Annotated in this window: 16 protein-coding genes; 8 read left to right on the top strand and 8 right to left on the bottom strand. The window is 57.8% G+C overall.

Features of this window, described 5'->3' with window-relative positions; translation table 11 throughout:
* Positions 1-92: 92 nt before the first annotated feature.
* The 7 genes from WMP96_RS08665 to WMP96_RS08635 are packed head-to-tail and all read right to left on the bottom strand — an operon-like array spanning position 93 to position 6,364.
* The gene (locus WMP96_RS08665) at positions 93-500 is read right to left on the bottom strand and encodes a metal-sulfur cluster assembly factor (protein WP_023021516.1); all 408 of its coding nucleotides are present in this window, start codon (positions 498-500) and stop codon (positions 93-95) included.
* Positions 501-953 (bottom strand): Fe-S cluster assembly sulfur transfer protein SufU, encoded by a 453-nt coding sequence (gene sufU, locus WMP96_RS08660; protein ID WP_023021515.1) that lies wholly within the window; start codon positions 951-953, stop codon positions 501-503.
* Positions 950-2,197 carry a cysteine desulfurase gene (locus WMP96_RS08655; protein ID WP_239203994.1) on the bottom strand — a complete coding sequence of 416 codons (1,248 nt, stop codon included), beginning with the start codon at positions 2,195-2,197 and terminating at the stop codon, positions 950-952. Before WMP96_RS08655 ends, sufU begins: the two co-directional genes overlap by 4 nt.
* Positions 2,198-2,242: 45 nt before the next feature.
* The gene (gene sufC, locus WMP96_RS08650) at positions 2,243-3,001 is read right to left on the bottom strand and encodes a Fe-S cluster assembly ATPase SufC (RefSeq protein ID WP_023021513.1); all 759 of its coding nucleotides are present in this window, start codon (positions 2,999-3,001) and stop codon (positions 2,243-2,245) included.
* A gap of 29 nt (positions 3,002-3,030) precedes the next feature.
* A complete protein-coding gene (gene sufD / locus WMP96_RS08645) occupies positions 3,031-4,185 on the bottom strand; it encodes a Fe-S cluster assembly protein SufD (RefSeq protein WP_340432912.1) in 1,155 nt (384 codons plus the stop codon).
* Positions 4,186-4,190: 5 nt separating this feature from the next.
* Entirely contained in the window at positions 4,191-5,630 is a 1,440-nt protein-coding gene (gene sufB, locus WMP96_RS08640) for a Fe-S cluster assembly protein SufB (RefSeq protein ID WP_023021511.1), read from the bottom strand.
* The gene (locus WMP96_RS08635) at positions 5,627-6,364 is read right to left on the bottom strand and encodes a helix-turn-helix transcriptional regulator (protein ID WP_239203998.1); all 738 of its coding nucleotides are present in this window, start codon (positions 6,362-6,364) and stop codon (positions 5,627-5,629) included. The genes sufB and WMP96_RS08635 overlap by 4 nt, the downstream gene beginning before the upstream one ends.
* 268 nt (positions 6,365-6,632) lie before the next feature.
* On the opposite strand from WMP96_RS08635, the gene mptB reads away from it, so the two are divergent.
* The 5 genes from mptB (at position 6,633) to WMP96_RS08610 (ending at position 12,267) form a co-directional block, all read left to right on the top strand.
* Positions 6,633-8,357: a polyprenol phosphomannose-dependent alpha 1,6 mannosyltransferase MptB gene (gene mptB, locus WMP96_RS08630; protein WP_239204000.1), complete on the top strand. Its 1,725-nt coding sequence runs from the start codon at positions 6,633-6,635 to the stop codon at positions 8,355-8,357.
* Positions 8,358-8,363: 6 nt separating this feature from the next.
* Positions 8,364-9,293, top strand: coding sequence for an ABC transporter ATP-binding protein (locus WMP96_RS08625; RefSeq protein WP_023021508.1), 930 nt, complete (start codon positions 8,364-8,366; stop codon positions 9,291-9,293).
* Between the two features lie 57 nt (positions 9,294-9,350).
* Positions 9,351-10,115: an ABC transporter permease gene (locus tag WMP96_RS08620; RefSeq protein ID WP_239204004.1), complete on the top strand. Its 765-nt coding sequence runs from the start codon at positions 9,351-9,353 to the stop codon at positions 10,113-10,115.
* 69 nt (positions 10,116-10,184) lie between these two features.
* Positions 10,185-11,213 carry a COX15/CtaA family protein gene (locus WMP96_RS08615; RefSeq protein ID WP_239204006.1) on the top strand — a complete coding sequence of 343 codons (1,029 nt, stop codon included), beginning with the start codon at positions 10,185-10,187 and terminating at the stop codon, positions 11,211-11,213.
* A 64-nt stretch (positions 11,214-11,277) separates the two neighbouring features.
* A complete protein-coding gene (locus tag WMP96_RS08610; protein ID WP_239204008.1) occupies positions 11,278-12,267 on the top strand; it encodes a quinone oxidoreductase family protein in 990 nt (329 codons plus the stop codon).
* 88 nt (positions 12,268-12,355) lie between these two features.
* Here the strand turns inward: WMP96_RS08610 and WMP96_RS08605 are convergent, their stop codons facing one another.
* On the bottom strand, positions 12,356-13,300 hold the full coding sequence (locus WMP96_RS08605; protein WP_239204010.1) for a heme o synthase: 945 nt from the start codon (positions 13,298-13,300) through the stop codon (positions 12,356-12,358).
* A gap of 347 nt (positions 13,301-13,647) precedes the next feature.
* Between WMP96_RS08605 and tkt the strand changes: the two genes are divergently transcribed.
* The 3 genes from tkt (at position 13,648) to zwf (ending at position 18,467) form a co-directional block, all read left to right on the top strand.
* Positions 13,648-15,720, top strand: coding sequence for a transketolase (gene tkt, locus WMP96_RS08600; RefSeq protein ID WP_340432920.1), 2,073 nt, complete (start codon positions 13,648-13,650; stop codon positions 15,718-15,720).
* A 29-nt stretch (positions 15,721-15,749) separates the two neighbouring features.
* The gene (gene tal, locus WMP96_RS08595) at positions 15,750-16,835 is read left to right on the top strand and encodes a transaldolase (protein ID WP_301715730.1); all 1,086 of its coding nucleotides are present in this window, start codon (positions 15,750-15,752) and stop codon (positions 16,833-16,835) included.
* Positions 16,836-16,934: 99 nt separating this feature from the next.
* Positions 16,935-18,467, top strand: a complete 1,533-nt coding sequence (gene zwf / locus WMP96_RS08590; protein ID WP_023021501.1) for a glucose-6-phosphate dehydrogenase — start codon at positions 16,935-16,937, stop codon at positions 18,465-18,467.
* Position 18,468 lies beyond the last annotated feature (1 nt).

The raw sequence follows: 18,468 nt of genomic DNA, 5'->3' as shown, positions 1-18,468 counted from the left end.
TCGGTGCCGACGCTAAGACGCGCTAACGCCCCCAACAACTGTCTCCCTAGACCGGGAAATGCGCTGCTGGAGGCGTGTGCGTAGGACGCGATTTAAACCGCGAAGCCGAGGGCCTGAAGTTGCTCGCGGCCCTCTTCCGTAATCATCTGCGGACCCCATGGTGGCATCCATACCCAGTTGATACGGACGGCATCGGCCAATTTATTGGCCTTGACGATGTCTTCCACCTGCTCAGCAATGACATCGGTCAATGGGCAGGCCGGCGAGGTCAACGTCATATTAATCATGACGATCTCCTTGCCATTGTCCTCTTCGAACCACAGATCATAGACAAGGCCCAAGTCAACAACGTTGATCCCGAGCTCAGGGTCAATGACGTCTCGCATAAATTCGGTGACGTCAAAGGCCTTGGAAATCTGCTCTTCGGTTTGCTCCGGTCGCTCGCCGCTGCCGGAGAAAGAGGAATTCTCGTTCTGATAAGGATCTACGGGATCAGTCATCTAGCTCTCCACTTCTGTTAGTGCATCGGCGGAAGCAGCCTGGAAGGCCTTCCATCCGAGGAGCGCACACTTTACGCGCGCTGGGTACTGGGACACTCCGGCGAAGGCTACGCCATCACCGATGAGGTCTTCATCGCCCTCGTCCTGGCCGCGAGAGGTGATCATCTTTTCAAACTCGGCCAGCTTCTCATTGGCTTGCGCGAGCGGTAGCCCAACGATTTCTTCAGCCATAACCGAGGTAGAAGCTTGCGAGATGGAACAGCCTTCCGCGTCATAGGAGACGTCCTCAACGGTCTTGCCGTCATCGGAAAGACGCACGCGCAGGGTCAGCTCATCTCCGCAGGACGGGTTCACATGGTGAACCTCAGCCTGATAAGGCTCCCTCAGTCCGGCGTGCTGCGGGTTCTTGTAGTGGTCCAGGATGACGTCCTGGTACATGGAATCTAGGTTCATGAGGCAACTCCAAAGAATTCGCGGGCGGCCTTGATTGCTTCCACCAGCTTATCTACTTCTTCCTCGGTGTTATAGAGGTAGAAGCTGGCTCGGGCGGTGGACTGTGCCCCGCAGGCGCGGTGCAATGGCCACGCGCAGTGGTGGCCAACGCGAATGGACACGCCGTGGTCATCGAGGACCTGGCCCAAGTCATGCGGGTGAACGCCGTCCACGGTGAAAGAAATGGCACCGCCGCGGTTTTCAGTGGTTTCCGGGCCGATGATGCGCAGGCCCGGGATTTCCTTCAGCTGGCGCAGTGCGCGCTCCGTAAGTTTCTTTTCGTGCGCGTGGATATTATCCATGCCCACTTCTTCCAAAAACTTCACCGCGGCGCCGAGGCCTACTACCTGGCTGGTCATCTGCGTGCCTGCCTCAAAGCGTGTCGGCGGCTCGGCAAAGGTTGTCTCTTCCATCTTGACAATCTCAATCATGGAGCCACCGGTCAAGAAAGGCGGCAGCTTCTTGAGCAGCTCCTCCTTGCCGTAGAGGACACCAACGCCGCTGGGGCCACACATCTTGTGACCGGAAAACGCCGCGAAGTCCACATCCAAGGCGTGGAAATCTACCGCCATGTGCGGTACGGATTGGCAAGCGTCGAGTACAACCATGGCGTCAACCGCGCGGGCGCGGCGTACCAGCTCATCCACATCCGCCACAGCACCGGTCACATTGGACTGATGGGTAAACGCAACGACCTTGACGGATTCATCGAGTTCGAGCGAATCGAGATCGATGCGACCGTCTTCGGTCATGGAGTACCACTTCAACGTAGCGCCGGTACGAGCGCAAAGCTCCTGCCACGGCACCAAGTTAGCGTGGTGCTCCAGTTCGGTGATCACAACGGTATCGCCCTCGCCTACGTAGAGGTCCCCCGCGCGTTCGTCGCTAAGCACATAAGCAACCTCGTTCAGGGCCTCGGTGGCGTTTTTGCTAAAGGCGATTTCATCGCGGTCCGCGCCTACGAACGCGGCGATAGCCTGTCGCGCGGACTCATAGGCATCATCGGCTTCTTCCGCCAACTGGTAGGAACCGCGGTGAACAGGAGCGTTCGTGTGCAACACAAACTCCTCTTCCGCCTTCCACACCGGCAGCGGGCGCTGGGAGGTAGCGCCTGAATCCAGATACACCAGAGGCTTATCACCACGGACGGTGCGCTGGAGAATCGGGAACTGCTCCCTGATTGCGTTTACATCAAATCCAGACATGAATCTTCTTAGGATAGTCTCGGTTGACCGGCCGGTGGCCGGTCCTTACTTGAGGAACTGGTCGTAGCCGTCAGACTCGAGCTGATCGGCCAATTCAGCGCCACCGGTCTTGATGACGTGGCCATCAGCGAAGACGTGGACAAAATCCGGCTTCACGTAGTTCAGGATGCGCTTATAGTGGGTAATCATCAAAATGCCACCATTGGTTTCCTTCTGGTAGCTGTTGATGCCCTCAGAAACGATGCGCAAGGCGTCAACGTCCAAGCCGGAGTCCGTCTCATCCATCACTGCGAACTTTGGCTTGAGGATATCCAGCTGCATAACCTCATGGCGCTTCTTCTCGCCACCGGAAAATCCCTCGTTAACGGAGCGGGAGATGAAGGACTTATCGATCTTCAGGTTCTCGCGGGCCTGGGTAAGCTCCTTATTCCATTCACGCAGCTTCGGTGCCTCACCACGGATGGAGGTGACGGCGGAACGCATGAACTGGGAGACCTTTACGCCTGGGACCTCAGTGGGGTACTGCATGGCCAGGAAAAGGCCGGCACGAGCGCGCTCATCGACGGGCATGTCCAGTAGGTTTTCGCCGTCGAGCAGCACCTCGCCCTCGGTGACCTCATACTTTGGGTGGCCGGCGATGGTGTAGGACAAGGTGGACTTGCCGGAGCCGTTCGGGCCCATAATGGCGTGGATCTCGCCAGAGTTGATGGTCAGGTTGACGCCCTTGAGAATTTCCTTCGGCTCGCCGCCTTCTTCCGTCGGCAGCACCTGAGCGTGGAGGTTCTTAATTTCCAGAGTAGACATAATGTGTGTGGTTTCCTTCTATGAAAGCTTTAGGCGGAGATCTTTTCCAGTTCTTCGGAAATGCGGTCTTCCAATTCCTCAGACAGGGACTGCACCGGGATGCGGTGGATGACCTCATTGAAGAAGCCACGGATGATGAGGCGGCGGGCTTCAGCCTCTGGAATGCCGCGAGACATGAGGTAGAACAACTCAATGTCATCGAAGCGACCAACGGTGGCTGCGTGGCCAGCGCCGGTAATTTCACCAGTCTCAATCTCCAGGTTAGGGATTGCATCCGCGCGAGCGCCCTCGGTCAGGATCAGATTGTTATTGGTCTCGTAGGTATCAGTGCCCTTTGCATTGGAGCGAATGAGAACATCGCCCACCCAGCAGGTGCGGGCCTCATTTTGCTTAGTACCCTGCAGCGCGCCCTTATAAAGAACATGGGAGCGGCAGTTAGGAACGGAGTGATCCACGAGCATGCGGTTCTCAAAGTACTGGCCTTCGTCCGCGAAGTACACGCCCAATAGCTCTGCGTCGCCACCTTGCTCGGTGAAGTTCACGCGCGGCACGATGCGTACTACTTCGCCGCCAAAAATGGCAGAGTTATGGCGTAGCACGGAATCGCGGCCGAGCTGGGCAACGTGGTTGGACAGGTGAACCGCATCGTCTTCCCAGTCAACGTCAACGACAACGGTCAAGTGAGCACCATCGCCCACGATGAACTCGACGTTATCCGCGTGGGTGCCGGAGCCGACATACTTCAAAATGACGGTAGCTTCGGCGTGGTGGCCTACCTCGATGGAGGTGGCGCCAAAGGACGTTACGCCCTCTCCCCTGCCGGTATAGGTGATGACGACGGGTTCTTCGACCTGAGCCTCTGCATCGATGGTGACAACCTGGCCTTCTGGCATGGAGGTCCATGCCTGTGCCGCGACACGATCAGACGGGGTACCTACACGACCCAATCGTTCATCCTCACGAGCGACGGTCTCGGAGCTTACGCCCTGGTGCTCGCTCACGGTGACATCCTGGGCTACAGCCTCAGCAAAGTCGCCATTATGCAGGCCACGGAGCTTGCGCAGGGAAACAAAGCGCCAGACCTCGTCACGGCCGTGCGGCACCGGGAAGTCCTCCACGTTGGTGGAGGTAAAGACATCACCCTTGGTGATCTTATCCGGATTGAATTCGTTCGAAGCGACCATTTTCTTTAGCCGACCGATCCTTCCATTTGCAGTTCGATGAGGCGGTTGAGCTCGAGGGCGTACTCCATCGGCAGCTCCTTAGCAATCGGCTCAACGAAGCCACGCACGATCATCGCCATTGCTTCTTCTTCCGCAATGCCGCGGGACATCAAGTAAAACAACTGCTCCTCAGAAACCTGGGAAACGGTTGCCTCATGGCCCAGCGTGACGTGGTCATTACGGATGTCGTTATACGGATATGTATCCGAACGCGAGATGTTGTCGACCAACAGCGCATCGCATTCGACGTTCGAAGTGGAATGGTGCGCGTTCTGATTGACCTGCACCAAGCCGCGGTAAGCGGCGCGACCGCCGGCACGTGCCACCGACTTGGAAACGATATTGGAAGAGGTGTGCGGGGCCATGTGGGTCATCTTGGCACCGGTGTCTTGGAACTGATCCTCACCAGCAAAAGCAACGGAGAGGACCTCGCCCTTTGCATATGGTCCGGTCATCCACACTGCCGGGTACTTCATCGTGACCTTGGAACCAATATTGCCGTCGACCCATTCCATGGTGCCGCCCTCTTCTACCTTGGTGCGCTTGGTCACCAAGTTGTAGACGTTGCTGGACCAGTTCTGAATGGTGGTGTAGCGGCAACGGCCGCCCTTCTTCACAATGATCTCCACTACTGCAGAGTGCAAAGAGTCAGACTTATAGATAGGTGCGGTACAGCCCTCGACGTAGTGCACATAGGCGTCCTCATCAACGATGATGAGGGTGCGCTCAAACTGACCCATGTTTTCCGTGTTGATGCGGAAATAAGCCTGCAGCGGAATATCCACGTGCACGCCCTTTGGCACGTAAATAAAGGAGCCACCCGACCACACGGCGGAGTTCAGCGCGGAGAACTTATTATCGCCCGCGGGGATGACGGTACCGAAATACTCCTTGAAGAGCTCTGGGTAGTCACGCAGCGCAGTGTCGGTATCGACGAAGATAACGCCCTGGCTTTCTAGGTCCTCACGAATCTGGTGGTAGACAACCTCAGATTCGTACTGGGCTGCCACGCCTGCAACGAGGCGCTGCTTTTCGGCCTCTGGAATGCCCAACTTATCGTAAGTGGCCTTAATGTCATCCGGGAGGTCTTCCCACGTCTGGGCCTGCTCCTCGGTGGACTTCACGTAGTACTTAATCTGGTCAAAATCGATGCCAGATAGGTCCGCGCCCCACGTGGGGATGGGCTTTTTATCAAAGATATTGAGAGCCTTTAGGCGCTGGTTAAGCATCCATTCTGGCTCGCCCTTCTTGGCGGAAATATCGCGTACTACATCTTCGTTTAAGCCGCGGCGAGCAGAAGCACCAGCCGCGTCCGAGTCGTGCCAGCCGTACTCATATGCACCAATGGAATCAATGATTTCATCATCGGTCATCTTGTTGTCGGGTGCCGATTGTGCCTGGGTCATGACTCGCTCCTTTCAGTATTTGTATTAACGGGTGTCAAGGGGATGTTAGTGGTACAGATTCCGTGACCTCCAGCAATGGAAGCCAAAGGCTGTACGTGTTTGCCTAATAAAGCAGAAAAGACTTCCTGTTCCGCCTCACACAGCTCTGGATGCTCGGCCGCCACGTGGGAGACCGGACAATGGTGTTGACAGATCTGCACTCCTTGGCCGGCGCGGTCCACCGTGGCGGCGTACCCGTGCTCATCCAAGACCTCGGCCAGCTTGCGAGCCACGTCTTCAACAGACTCGCCCTCTTCTATCAGAGGCCGAACATCTGCCACGAGGCGCTCAAAGCGGACTTTGGCAAAGTGTTTGACGGCCTCGGACCCGCCGACCGCGCGTAAAGCTGTCAGGGCTTCTGAGGCCAGATCATCATAAGCGTGACCGAATTGTGCGCGGCCACGATCGGTGAGGCGGAAGTATTTGGCTGGTCGCCCGCGACCAGAACCGCTGACCGCAGAGCCGCGGGGAGCGGGGCGGCGGCGCACGACCTCCGTCAGTTCCTCTTCCACCAAGTTGTCTAAGTGCCGGCGAATTCCGGCAGCAGAAAGGCCAAGGCGTTCACCCAAGTGGGAAGCGGTAACGGGCCCGTCTTTCAACAGCAACAGCATAACTTGACGGCGGGTATCACCATCCGTGGTGCGGGATTCCTTCGCCGGCTTCGGCGTAGCCACACTACGTTGCGGACTGCTCATGCTGGGACCTCCCTTCGCGCTTCAGACACTTACTGCCGTCCCGCAACGTCCTCCCGTAGCTCCGGGATGCTCGCCGCAGTTCAACAGCGCCTTCAATATTAGACAACACTAGTGTTCCTTAATTCATTCCGGAATGCCACCATTGGCCAAACTTCGGCGTGGCACGGGGGTGGCAACACTCCCCTAACGGCCCGACTCGACCGTGCTGCCCACGATGTGGGCGGGCCCGCTGGGGTTTAAGCAATTGATTCGCGTAAAGTCATATGCCATGACAGGCAAAATCCGCGGCTTATTTTCTGGCGTGAAGGCAGAGCTGCCGCAGCTGGGTACCGCTGGTTCCCGGTCGGCACGGTTACACGCCGAAGACACGGGGGCCGCCGAACCTGATTCTCGGTTTGATTTTGTCCCCGCCAATGCGGATGGCCTCAAGCGCACCACCACAGCACAGTGGCGGACATTTTTCATTCTGCGCTGGGTAGGCACGGTAGGCTCCCTGCTCATTGCGTTCGGCGCCCTAGGCGCCGGCGCACTCCCCGTGGTGGGCAATCCCTACGACAACGTGCCCTTCGGCTCCTTGATGTCCCGCATGCTGCAAACCTCCTCCGCCATAGTAATGGTGGGAGTAGGCCTATTGGTCTCCGCTTGGGTGTTCCTCGCCCCCTTTGTCGGAACCCCCTTGCGCCAACCTCAGGACAAGGCCACCGCCCCAGCGGGTGCTCGCCGTCTGGTGACCACGCATCAACTGTGGCAAACCTGGGCGGGGTGGGTCATCCCGTTGATTTTTACCGCCCCGCTATTCACCCAAGATATCTACTCCTACTTGGCTAATGGTTCCATCGTGGCACAGGGCATGGATCCATATTCTGCCGGGCCCGTTCAATTGCTAGGGGCAGGTAATAAGCTCGCCCGCTCCGTGCCGTTTATCTGGGCTAATTCCCCTTCCCCTTATGGCCCGGTAGCACTCGGCCTAGCAGCTGTGGTCAGCGCGGTTACTTCTAACTCCATCCTCTTGGGCGTTATCACCCATCGCCTATTGTCCATCGCCGGGATTATTGTTGCTGGTTGGGCCATAAGCTGTCTCGCGCGGCGCTGCCGGGTATCTCCAGAATCTGCACTGTGGCTCGGCATCCTCAACCCGCTGACCATCTTGCATCTAGTGGGCGGAATCCATAATGAGTCCATCATGTTGGGTTTGCTATTGGTGGGCATGGAACTGGGTCTCCGCGGCGTCGACAAGCTGGATGCCTCCCGACGCAGTGCCTACCTAGCCCTGGTAGCTTCCGGTTTTTGCCTTTCCTGTGCCGGAATGGTCAAGGTTACTGGCTTTATTGGGCTGGGCTTTGTGGGCATGGCCTACGCTCGCCGCCTCATCAACGCACACGGTACGGCACGCTGGAAGGCCCTGGCCTACGCCATCGCTTTGCAAATAATCGTTTTAGTAGCAACCGTTGCTCTTATTAGCGTCTGCACCGGCATTAGCTTGGGGTGGATTACCGGGCAAGGCGGGGCGGCGTCCATTCGCTCGTGGCTTTCTACGTCCACCGCCGTAGGCGTAGGTACCGGTTTTATCGGAATGCTCCTAGGCCTTGGCGACCACACCGAAGCCATTCTCACAGTCACCCGCACCTTTGGTGTTCTCGTGGCGGTAGCCTTCATGGCCCGCATGCTCTTTGCCACCTTGCGCGGCCACATCCACCCCGTGGGAGGACTCGGCATCGCCTCTTTAGTACTGGTTATCTTTTTCCCCGTCGTCCATCCGTGGTACATCCTATGGGCCGTACTACCTTTGGCCGCGTGGGCTAATAGGCTCATTTTCCGCTTCAGCGTCGTAGCCTATTCCGCAGCGATGAGCTTCTTTGTGCTGCCGCGCGGTCTCGGCCTTCCCCCCAGCACCATCACTGTGGTCTACGTGTCAGCCGCCTGTGCCTTCACTGCTATCGCCACCCTGTGGTGGGTTGCAGTGCGGCGCAGCGGAATCCGTGTCCTAAACTAATGCCACGTGAATTCCATTTCAGCCGACCGCCCAGCCCTAACCTTGGACAACGTGGTGAAGAAGTTTGGCTCCACCACTGCCGTAAACGGCCTTAGCCTCAGCGTTGCCCAGGGCGAGGTCTTTTGTCTCCTTGGCCCCAATGGTGCCGGAAAGTCCACGACGATTGAAATGTCAGAGGGCTTTCTCCATCCCACCAGCGGCACCATCGACGTCCTAGGGCTAAACCCAAGTACCGAACCAGATAGGGTGCGAGAAAAGGTCGGTATCATGCTCCAAGGCGGCGGTTCCTATTCCGGCATCCGCGTGCTAGAAATGCTGGAGCTTTCTGCCCGATACAGCGCCCGGCCTCTCTCCCCGCAGTGGCTACTAGAAACGTTGGGGCTTGAGGGGGTGGCTCGCACCCCTTATCGCAGGCTATCTGGAGGACAACAGCAACGCCTGTCCCTCGCCTTGGCTATCATCGGACGACCCGAGTTGGTTTTTCTGGATGAACCTACGGCAGGCATGGATGCACAATCCCGGTTGGCGGTCTGGGACCTAGTCCGAGCCCTGCAGCGGGATGGCGTAACCATCGTTCTAACCACCCACCTGATGGATGAGGCGGAGTCGCTGGCAGACCGCTTGGCCATCATGGATCATGGTCAGCTGGTAGCTCACGGCACCCCCGCAGAACTTACCGCCCAGACGGAATCGGCAGGGCTTAATTTCAGCACCGACATCGACGTAGATATGGAGGCCCTAGCTGCGGCGGGGATTAATGCCACCAAATCCCGTCCCCTGCATTACCGCTTGAGCCAAGCCGGCACTCCCGAGACCATCGCCACGCTCAGCGCTGAGCTCGCCCGCCAAGGAGTCTTACTGCGGTACTTAGATGCGGCCCACCGCAATCTGGAAGAGGTATTCCTTGACCTCACGGGCCGCCACTTGCGCAGCTAGCTGCAATCCCATCTTGGGAAAATATTCAATTCATTGTGTCGAGGAAAGAAGCCATTTATGAGCACCACCTTTAAACCCGGGACCTTTACTCCCGCCCCCAAGCGGACCAGCGCCGGCGCTATGCTGCTCGCGCAAGGCACGATGGAAGCTAAGCTCATGCTGCGCCACGGCGAGCAGCAACTGCTCAGCGTCATCATTCCACTGGCCATCCTCATTGGTGCGGCCCACTTGGAGTCCGTTACCAAGCACGGCCTGCACGAGGTTTTCCCCATGGTGCTTGCAGTTGCGGCCACCTCTGCGGGCTTTACAGGTCAAGCTATTTCACTTGCCTTTGACCGACGCTACGGGGCCCTCAAGCGCACCGGGGCATCCGGGGTGCCGGCATGGGCCATTATCGGCGGCAAAATCCTCGGCGTGCTCACGATGGTGGTATTCCAAATCCTTGTCTTGGGCATAGCCGCCTTCATTTTGGGTCTGCGTATCAGCGCGGGTGGGGTGTTGCTCATGCTCCTCTCCCTTTTCTTTGGCGTCGCGGCTTTTACCGCCATGGGGCTACTGCTTGGCGGCACGCTTAGTTCAGAGATGGTGCTCGCGCTGGCCAACCTCATCTGGTTCCTGCTCCTCGGCGTGGTCGGGTGGACCCTATACTCCCAGGGATTGGGCGATAATGGCATCCTCAACGTGGTCCCCACCGTCGCTCTGGCTGGCGCACTTACCGACGCCTCCAATTCCACCTTCCCCGGCCTCGAACTTATTTCCTTGGTAGCTTGGCTCGCCGTGGCGTCGTTCGCAGCGGTCCGTTGGTTCCGCTTCGAGGGCTAAATGTGACTTTTGTCCGGTTCCGCCCGAAACAAGAGGAATTTTTATGCCCAAAATCTCCCGACTAGTAGGATGCTATGCGTGAATTACTGGACAAAAATCAAGCGCTTCTTTAAAGAAGCCGCCCCTACGCTGCAGCAACAGCGCCTCATCGCGCTCATCCTTCTCTTATGCCAGGGTGGCATTACCGTGTCTGGGTCCATTGTCCGCGTGACCGGCTCGGGACTCGGCTGCCCTACCTGGCCCGAGTGCCAGCCTGGCTCCCTTGTCCCCATGGAAGGCGCCGCTCCTGCACTGCACCAGGCCATCGAGTTTGGTAACCGCCTGCTCACGTTCGTCGTCACCGCTGCGGCGGTAGCCGCCGTCATCGCCATGCGCATGGCACGTCGGCGCACAGAGCTTAAGGTGTATGCATGGCTCAATGTCGCTGGCATTGTGCTACAGGCGGTCATTGGCGGAATTTCTGTCCATCTCGACCTGCGCTGGTGGTCTGTAGCACTGCACTTCCTGCCATCAATGCTCTTGGTATGGCTGGCGGCAATGCTCTATTCCCGCATCTTGGAACCCGATGACGGAACGCCACGAGCACGATTCCCCCAGGCGATTCGCTTACTCGCTGCAGTCGCTACCGTTGCCCTCAGCATTGTCCTTATCACCGGCACTATGGTTACCGGTTCGGGCGTCCACTCTGGCGATTCCGGGGTCGGAATGGAAGGCCGCTTGCAGGTGGATACCGAAGCCATGGCCGTCACCCACGCCATGTGCATGTACGCCTACCTGACGCTTACCGTGATTACCATCTTCCTGCTCTATAAGAACCGTGCCCCACAGGACGCGAAGAAGGCGGGCTGGGTCCTCATCGCCTGCATCCTTATCCAGTGGGCCGTAGGCGTCTACCAGTTCTATATGAGCATTCCGCGCTGGACTGTTCCTTTCCACATTGGGCTATCCTCCTTTGTCACGGCCTATACCGCACTACTGTGGGCACACGGCGTACGCCGTACCGATGGCACCGCAGATCTCATCACCGGCTCCCCTAGCGGCGATGAAAAGTACGCCGCACGCCAAGCCTCGCTAGAAGCAGCACGCGTGACGGCTTAACGCGCAGCGCAACCAGCCGGCCGAAGTCCTGCACTCGGCCGGCTTTTTGCGCTAGCCTGGCTATATGCACGCAATTCAGGTCACAGAAACCGGCGGACCAGAAGTACTTCGCTATACCGAAGTTCCCGCCCCCACCCCGAATGACGATGAGGTCTTGGTAGACGTCATCATGGCCGGCGTCAACTACATCGATACCTATTACCGTGAGGGTATCTATAATGCGACCGCCCCTTTCATTCCCGGATTCGAAGGTACTGGGCGAGTCGTCCACGATCCAAAGGGAGAAATTGCGGAAGGCACAATGGTGGCGTGGAACCAGGCCTTCGGCTCCTACGCCGAAAAGGTCTGCGTCCCGCGCGAGGGACTGGTGGCAGTCCCAGACGATTTCCAACCTGAGGTCGCAGCATCCATGTTGCTCCAAGGCATTACCGCGCACTATCTAGCGCACGGGGTCTATCAATTGGGCGAAGGTGCTTCTTGCCTGATTACCGCCGGTGCCGGCGGCGTGGGGCAAATCCTCACCCAGATGGCATCGTCGCTAGGTGCTACCGTTTATACGGTCGTGTCCACGGACGAAAAGGAAGAACTATCCTACGCGGCCGGGGCGGATAAGGTTTTTCGCTACGGCGAGGGGCTCGCCGAGCAAGTTCGCCGCTACAACGGTGACAAGGGCGTCGACGTGGTTTATGACGGCGTCGGCAAAGCTACCTTCCAGGAATCGCTAGAGGCAGTACGCCCACGCGGCACCGTCGCGCTTTTTGGTGCCGCCTCTGGCCCGGTTGAGCCTATCGACCCACAGCTGCTGAACAAGCATGGGTCCATCTTCCTGACGCGGCCTTCCATCGGCGCATGGACGGCACAAGAAGGCGAGTTTCAAATGCGCGCCCAAGCAGTCGTCCAAGCTGTCATGGACGGCGACCTACGCTTTAACGTCACGGCCTCCTATCCTTTGGCAGAAGCCGCTGCGGCTCACCGCGACCTGCAGGAGCGCAAGACTACCGGCTCCATCGTTCTGCGCGTCCAAGACGGCGACGGAGACGGGGACAAGGACTAGGTTTCACCCACCTACACCTAGAGCGCGGGAGAAAAGCAGCACTGCTTCTCCCGCGCTCTTTTTGCCCCGCTCTTGGAATGGGGCACAGTTAGAATAACGTGGCCGACCAGCCCAGCATCCGGCCCAAGGGCTCCCAGCCTAAGACTGCGTCGATGGACAAACCGATAAAGAGCACCGAAAGGTAGTTATTGGAGTAAATGAACAAGCGCATCGGTTTAACCTTGGCGCCATTTTTAACTCCCTTATGCAAACGGATAGCCATCCACAGGAATACCGCACCCGAAGCAAGCGCTGCGACCAAGTAGATCCACGATGCTGCGGGGACGATGAGTAGGGTCACGATCACCGTTCCCACGGTGTACCACACGATCTGGCGAGTGACTTCCGCTTCGCCTGCCACTACAGGCAGCATCGGCACGCCGGCTTTTCGGTAGTCTTCCTTGTACTTCATGGCCAGCGCCCATGTGTGCGGCGGAGTCCAGAAGAAAATAATGAGGAAGAGCACCACTGCCTGCCACCAGCGGTCAGGCTCTCCGGCTGGGGCGTTATCCCGAATTACGGCCCAGCCAACCATGGCCGGCATACAGCCTGCGAGGCCGCCCCAGACGATGTTTTGCGCATTGCGCATCTTCAAAAACTTGGTGTAGACGAAGACATAGAAGAAGTTCGTCAACACGACGAAGAAAGCTGCGAGCCAAGAATGGGCAAGGAGGCCCAGCCACAGCACGGAAAGGATGAGCATTACCCAGGCGAAAATTGCTGCGTTTCGCTTAGAAATCTTGGCCCTTACCAACGGGCGGGCTCTCGTGCGCTGCATTTTTTGATCCAGCTCGTAGTCCACGACGTTATTAAACGTGTGGGCGGCGGCAGCGCCCATCCAACCGCCAAAAATGGTCGACACGATAAGCCAGATATTGTCTGAAACGGCCTCCACGCCGCGCTGCGCTTGGAGCATCGCCGGGATTGCGGCCACGAGGAGGAGCTCAATGATCCTCGGTTTCGTTAGCGCAAAATAGGCCTTGATGGTCTCCAAGGAATTCCTCCACTATCTGAACGTTGGTGAACTGTGCCTCGCACGTATCCTGCGCGCGGTCACCCCTAGCGGTCGCACATGCCCGTGAAAAAGTTCCAGTTCTCTCACTCACATTTTTCGGCGCAGGCGCGAGAGGTTACAGACCCATGTCCGCTAGATTTGGCACACGCTTTTGCGTGCTCGCGTGCACCGCTTAGCCATGCCAGCATACCGGTTATGCCTGGCTTTCTATAATTGCGCACCGCCGGCTAAAAAATTACTAGACTTAATAAAGTTAAGTACTTTTTGCCTAGACGTAAGCGAGGCTTTTCGTGTCGAAAGATAAGTTGTCCCCAGAGCTCCAAACTATGGTTGAGCGCCGTTATCCGGAGGATTGGTCGGAGCTTGACACCCGCGCTATCGACACCGTGCGAGTACTAGCCGCCGACGCGGTACAAAAGTGCGGTTCCGGTCACCCCGGCACGGCAATGTCACTCGCTCCCCTCGCCTACACGCTCTACCAGCGGGTCATTAATCACGATCCCGCTGACGTGCACTGGGCTGGCCGCGACCGCTTCGTACTTTCGATCGGCCACTCTTCCCTTACCCAGTACATCCAGCTCTACTTGGGCGGCTTTGGCTTGGAAATGGAAGACCTCGAGCAGCTGCGCACGTGGGGGTCACGCACCCCAGGCCACCCCGAGGTCCACCACACCGACGGTGTTGAAATCACCACTGGCCCCCTCGGCCAAGGTCTAGCGTCCTCCGTTGGAATGGCCATGGCGGCGCGTAAGGAGCGCGGCCTTTTCGATCCAGAAGCCCCTGCTGGTGAATCCCCCTTCGATCACTACATCTACACCATCGCCTCCGATGGCGACCTACAAGAAGGCGTTACCGCGGAGGCTTCTTCTCTGGCTGGCACGCAAAAGCTGGGCAACTTGATCGTCTTCTGGGACGATAACCGAATCTCTATTGAAGACGATACAAATATTGCCTTCAATGAAGATGTGGTGGCCCGATATGAGGCCTACGGCTGGCACGTCCAAACGGTGGAATCCGGAGAAGATGTCGTAGCCATTGAGGCTGCTGTCAAGGCTGCTCAAGCAGAAACCGATCGTCCGTCCTTCATCCGCGTAAAGACGGTTATCGGCTACCCTGCCCCGAATAAGATGAATACCGGCGGTGTCCACGGTGCTGCGTTGGGCGATGACGAGGTAGCTGCCACCAAGGAAGTCTTGGGCTTTGATCCGGAGCGCAGCTTCCACATCGATGATGAGGTCATTGCGCACACCCGCATGTTGCGCGAGCGCGGCGCAGAAAAACACTCTGCGTGGCAAGAAAAGTTCGACGCATGGGCTGCAGCTAATCCGGAGAGTAAGGCACTTTTTGACCGCATGAATGCGCGCGAATTGCCGCAAGACTTCAGTGCTGATCTACCGGAATGGGAACCAGGCGAAACTTTGGCAACCCGCAAGGCTTCTGAAGCCGCCATCCAGGCCTTGGCTGCTTCTCTGCCGGAGATGTGGGGCGGTTCTGCCGACCTTGCCGGTTCTAATAACACCGTGATCAAGGGCGCGGATTCCTTCGGCCCCGCGGCCATTACTACCGATATGTGGTCGGCTCAACCCTATGGCCGCAACCTGCACTTCGGTATTCGCGAGCACGCAATGTCTGCGATTATGAACGGTATTGCCCTGCACGGTAATACCCGCGTCTACGGCGGCACCTTCCTTATCTTCTCCGAGTACCAGTACCCGGCTGTGCGCTTGGGTTCCCTGATGTCGACCGATACCTACTACGTGTGGACCCATGACTCCATCGGTTTGGGCGAAGATGGCCCTACCCACCAGCCAGTAGAGACTCTTTCTGCCCTGCGTGCCATTCCCAACCTGTCCGTTATCCGCCCTGCGGATGCCAACGAGACTGCACAGGCATGGGCGGCAGCCCTTGAGTACAAGGCCGCGCCTAAGGGCCTGGCGCTGAGCCGCCAGGGACTACCAGTGCTGGAAGGCACCAAGGAAAAGGCGCATGACGGCGTCCGCCGCGGTGCCTATGTTCTGGTGGAAGAGTCCAAGGAGACACCAGAGGTCATCCTTCTTGCTACAGGCTCTGAGGTGCAGCTGGCTGTCGCTGCCGCGAAGGAGCTAGAGGCAGCTGGAACGGCGACCCGCGTTGTGTCCGCACCCTGCCTCGAGTGGTTTGATGAGCAGGATGACGCTTACCGCGAATCTGTGCTCCCCAGCAAGGTGCAGGCGCGCGTTTCTATTGAGGCCGGTATTGCAATGTCATGGCATAAGTACACCGGTTCCTTTGGCCGCAGCATCTCCATTGAGCACTACGGCGCATCTGCTCCTGCAGGCGAGCTCTTTGAAAAGTTTGGATTCACCACTGCAGCGGTAGTTGAGGCGGCACAGGAGTCCCTAGCCGCCGCGAATAAGTAACCCCTAACAGGACTGGATAAGGATAAAGCATGAGCCATATCTCGGAACTTGCCCAGCTGGGAACCTCGACCTGGCTTGATGATCTTTCTCGCGAGCGTCTCGTTTCCGGCAACCTCAAGGAAATCATTTCGACCAAGTCCATTGTGGGCGTGACCACCAACCCAGCGATTTTCGCTGCGGCGATGACCAATGGCACCGCTTACGACGCCGAGCTGGCAACGCTAAAGGAGTCAAAGGCCAGCGCCGATGAAGCGGTATACGCCCTTGCCATTGAAGACGTTCAAAATGCGTGTGACCTCTTTGCGGATATTTACTCCTCCACTGATGGGGCAGATGGCCGTGTATCCATAGAAGTCGATCCGCGAATTTCGGATGACCCTACCGCCACACTCGAACAGGCCCGTGAGCTGTGGTCGAAGGTCGATCGCCCTAATGTCATGATCAAGATTCCAGCCACCACCGGCTCCCTCCCAGCAATTGAGGATGCCCTGGCGGAAGGTATCAGTGTCAATGTCACCCTCATTTTCTCTGTGGAACGCTACCGCGCTGTCATCGAGGCCTTCTGTACCGGTCTCAAGCGTGCCGCCGAGTCCGGAAAGGACGTCACAACTATCCACTCCGTAGCGTCCTTCTTCGTTTCCCGTTTGGATACCGAAGTAGACAAGCGCTTGGAGGCCATTGGCAGCGAGCAAGCCCTAGCACTGCGGGGCAAGGCGGGCGTCGCCAATGCACAGCGCGCCTATGCCCTCTTCCAGGACACTTTGCTTGACGACGCCGACTTGCCAGAAGGCTCCCACCTTCAGCGTCCATTGTGGGCTTCGACCGGTGTGAAAAATCCCGATTACCCAGCCACCTTGTACGTATCTGAGCTAGCCGGTCCGCATACGGTCAACACCATGCCGGAAAAGACCATCGATGCGGTTCTCGACCAAGGCAATCTTCACGGAGATGCCCTATCGGACAGCCGCGAGACGGCAGAAGGCGTCTTTGCCCAGCTAAACGAGGTTGGCATTGATTTCGACGATGTCTTTGCCGTGCTAGAGCGCGAGGGAGTAGAAAAGTTTGTTGCCGCTTGGAATGAACTACTTGCTTCCATCGAGGAACGACTCGCGTAAACTAGCCGTGTGACTTGTGCCCCGCCGAAAATTCGGCGGGGCATTCTGCCGCTAGAATATTAGCGAGCTAAAAGCCCATAAACTCAGGAAGGATTCTTCGTGACCGACTCAGCCGCTTGGGTCAACCCCTTGCGCAATGCCAGCGACAAGCGATTGCCGCGAATCGCAGGACCCGCGGGCATGGTCATCTTCGGCGTTACCGGTGACCTAGCATATAAAAAGCTACTGCCCGCAATCTACGACCTAGCGAGCCGAGGTCTCTTGCCCGCTGGTTTTACCCTGGTGGGTTATGGTCGCCGTGACTGGGACAAGGTCGCATTTTGTGACTACGTTCGGTCAGCTGTAGTGGCGGGCTCGCGCACCGAATTTAATGAAGATGTCTGGCAGCACCTGTCGCAGGGCATCGAATTTGTCCAAGGTTCCTTCGATGATGCCGGCTTCGATCGCCTCTCCGCCCGCTTGGGCGAGCTAGACCGAGAGCGAGGAACCGGCAGCAACTGGGCATATTACCTTTCCGTTCCACCGGAGTTTTTCTCCAATATCTGCCACCAGCTGGAGCGGGTGGGCATGGCCAACTCCGTTGCAGACTCATGGCGCCGCGTCATCATTGAAAAGCCTTTCGGCCATGACCAGGAATCTGCACGCAAGCTCAATGAGATTGTCAACGCTGTCTTTCCTGAGTCCGCGGTGTTCCGCATCGACCACTATCTGGGCAAAGAAACGGTACAAAATATCTTGGCTTTGCGCTTTGCAAATCAGATTTTTGAGCCTATGTGGAATGCCCACTATATCGATCACGTCCAAATCACCATGGCTGAAGACATCGGCCTAGGCGGTCGCGCTGGCTACTATGATGGCATCGGCGCAGCTCGAGACGTCATCCAAAACCATCTTTTGCAGCTCTTGGCCCTCGTCGCGATGGAAGAACCGTCGTCCTTCGAGCCGGAAGAATTGCGGGCTGAAAAGGTAAAGGTCTTGCGCGCTACCCATGCCGTTCACCCTCTGAATAAGACCACTGCTCGCGGCCAATATTCCGCGGGGTGGCAAGGCTCCGAGTTTGTCAAGGGGTTGCGCGAGGAAGAAGGCTTCGATCCGGAATCCACAACGGAGACCTACGCTGCCTGTACCTTGGAAGTCAACTCCCGCCGCTGGGGAGGAGTACCTTTCTACCTGCGGACGGGCAAGCGCTTAGGCCGCAGAGTGACCGAGATTGCGCTAGTTTTCAAGGCGGCTCCTAACCAGCCATTCGTCGATGGTCAAACCGATGCGCTGGGCAGAAACGCGGTCGTTATCCGCGTGCAGCCGGATGAGGGTGTCACCATGCGCTTTGGTTCCAAGGTGCCCGGCTCCACTATGGAGGTGCGCGACGTCAATATGGACTTTGCCTACGCTGAGGCCTTTACCGAGGAATCCCCGGAGGCCTATGAGCGATTGATCTTGGATGCCCTCCTGGACGAGTCTTCGCTATTCCCCACCAATGAAGAGGTAGAACTTTCCTGGTCGATTTTGGACCCCATCATCGACTACTGGGCCGAAGCAGGACAGCCCGAGGAGTACCGCGCTGGCACCTGGGGACCAGAATCCGCCGATAAAATACTGCGTCGCCGGGGTCACTCCTGGCGCCGCCCATAGG

The organism is Corynebacterium sp. KPL4035, from assembly GCF_037908325.1.
In the GTDB taxonomy this organism is placed as follows: Bacteria; Actinomycetota; Actinomycetes; order Mycobacteriales; family Mycobacteriaceae; genus Corynebacterium; species Corynebacterium kefirresidentii.
Note: the sequence above shows the minus strand (reverse complement) of the source record. Positions and strands in the feature narration are given on the sequence as shown.

Bases quoted from the DNA above. Each gene is read 5' to 3' on its own strand.
- WMP96_RS08610 (WP_239204008.1), top strand. From the start codon at position 11,278: ATGCACGCAATTCAGGTCACAGAAACCGGCGGACCAGAAGTACTTCGC.
- sufB (WP_023021511.1), bottom strand. From the start codon at position 5,630: ATGACCCAGGCACAATCGGCACCCGACAACAAGATGACCGATGATGAA.
- WMP96_RS08665 (WP_023021516.1), bottom strand. From the start codon at position 500: ATGACTGATCCCGTAGATCCTTATCAGAACGAGAATTCCTCTTTCTCC.
- sufD (WP_340432912.1), bottom strand. From the start codon at position 4,185: ATGGTCGCTTCGAACGAATTCAATCCGGATAAGATCACCAAGGGTGAT.
- WMP96_RS08635 (WP_239203998.1), bottom strand. From the start codon at position 6,364: ATGAGCAGTCCGCAACGTAGTGTGGCTACGCCGAAGCCGGCGAAGGAA.
- mptB (WP_239204000.1), top strand. From the start codon at position 6,633: ATGACAGGCAAAATCCGCGGCTTATTTTCTGGCGTGAAGGCAGAGCTG.
- WMP96_RS08620 (WP_239204004.1), top strand. From the start codon at position 9,351: ATGAGCACCACCTTTAAACCCGGGACCTTTACTCCCGCCCCCAAGCGG.
- sufC (WP_023021513.1), bottom strand. From the start codon at position 3,001: ATGTCTACTCTGGAAATTAAGAACCTCCACGCTCAGGTGCTGCCGACG.
- WMP96_RS08615 (WP_239204006.1), top strand. From the start codon at position 10,185: ATGCTATGCGTGAATTACTGGACAAAAATCAAGCGCTTCTTTAAAGAA.
- tkt (WP_340432920.1), top strand. From the start codon at position 13,648: ATGGTTGAGCGCCGTTATCCGGAGGATTGGTCGGAGCTTGACACCCGC.
- WMP96_RS08655 (WP_239203994.1), bottom strand. From the start codon at position 2,197: ATGTCTGGATTTGATGTAAACGCAATCAGGGAGCAGTTCCCGATTCTC.
- tal (WP_301715730.1), top strand. From the start codon at position 15,750: ATGAGCCATATCTCGGAACTTGCCCAGCTGGGAACCTCGACCTGGCTT.
- sufU (WP_023021515.1), bottom strand. From the start codon at position 953: ATGAACCTAGATTCCATGTACCAGGACGTCATCCTGGACCACTACAAG.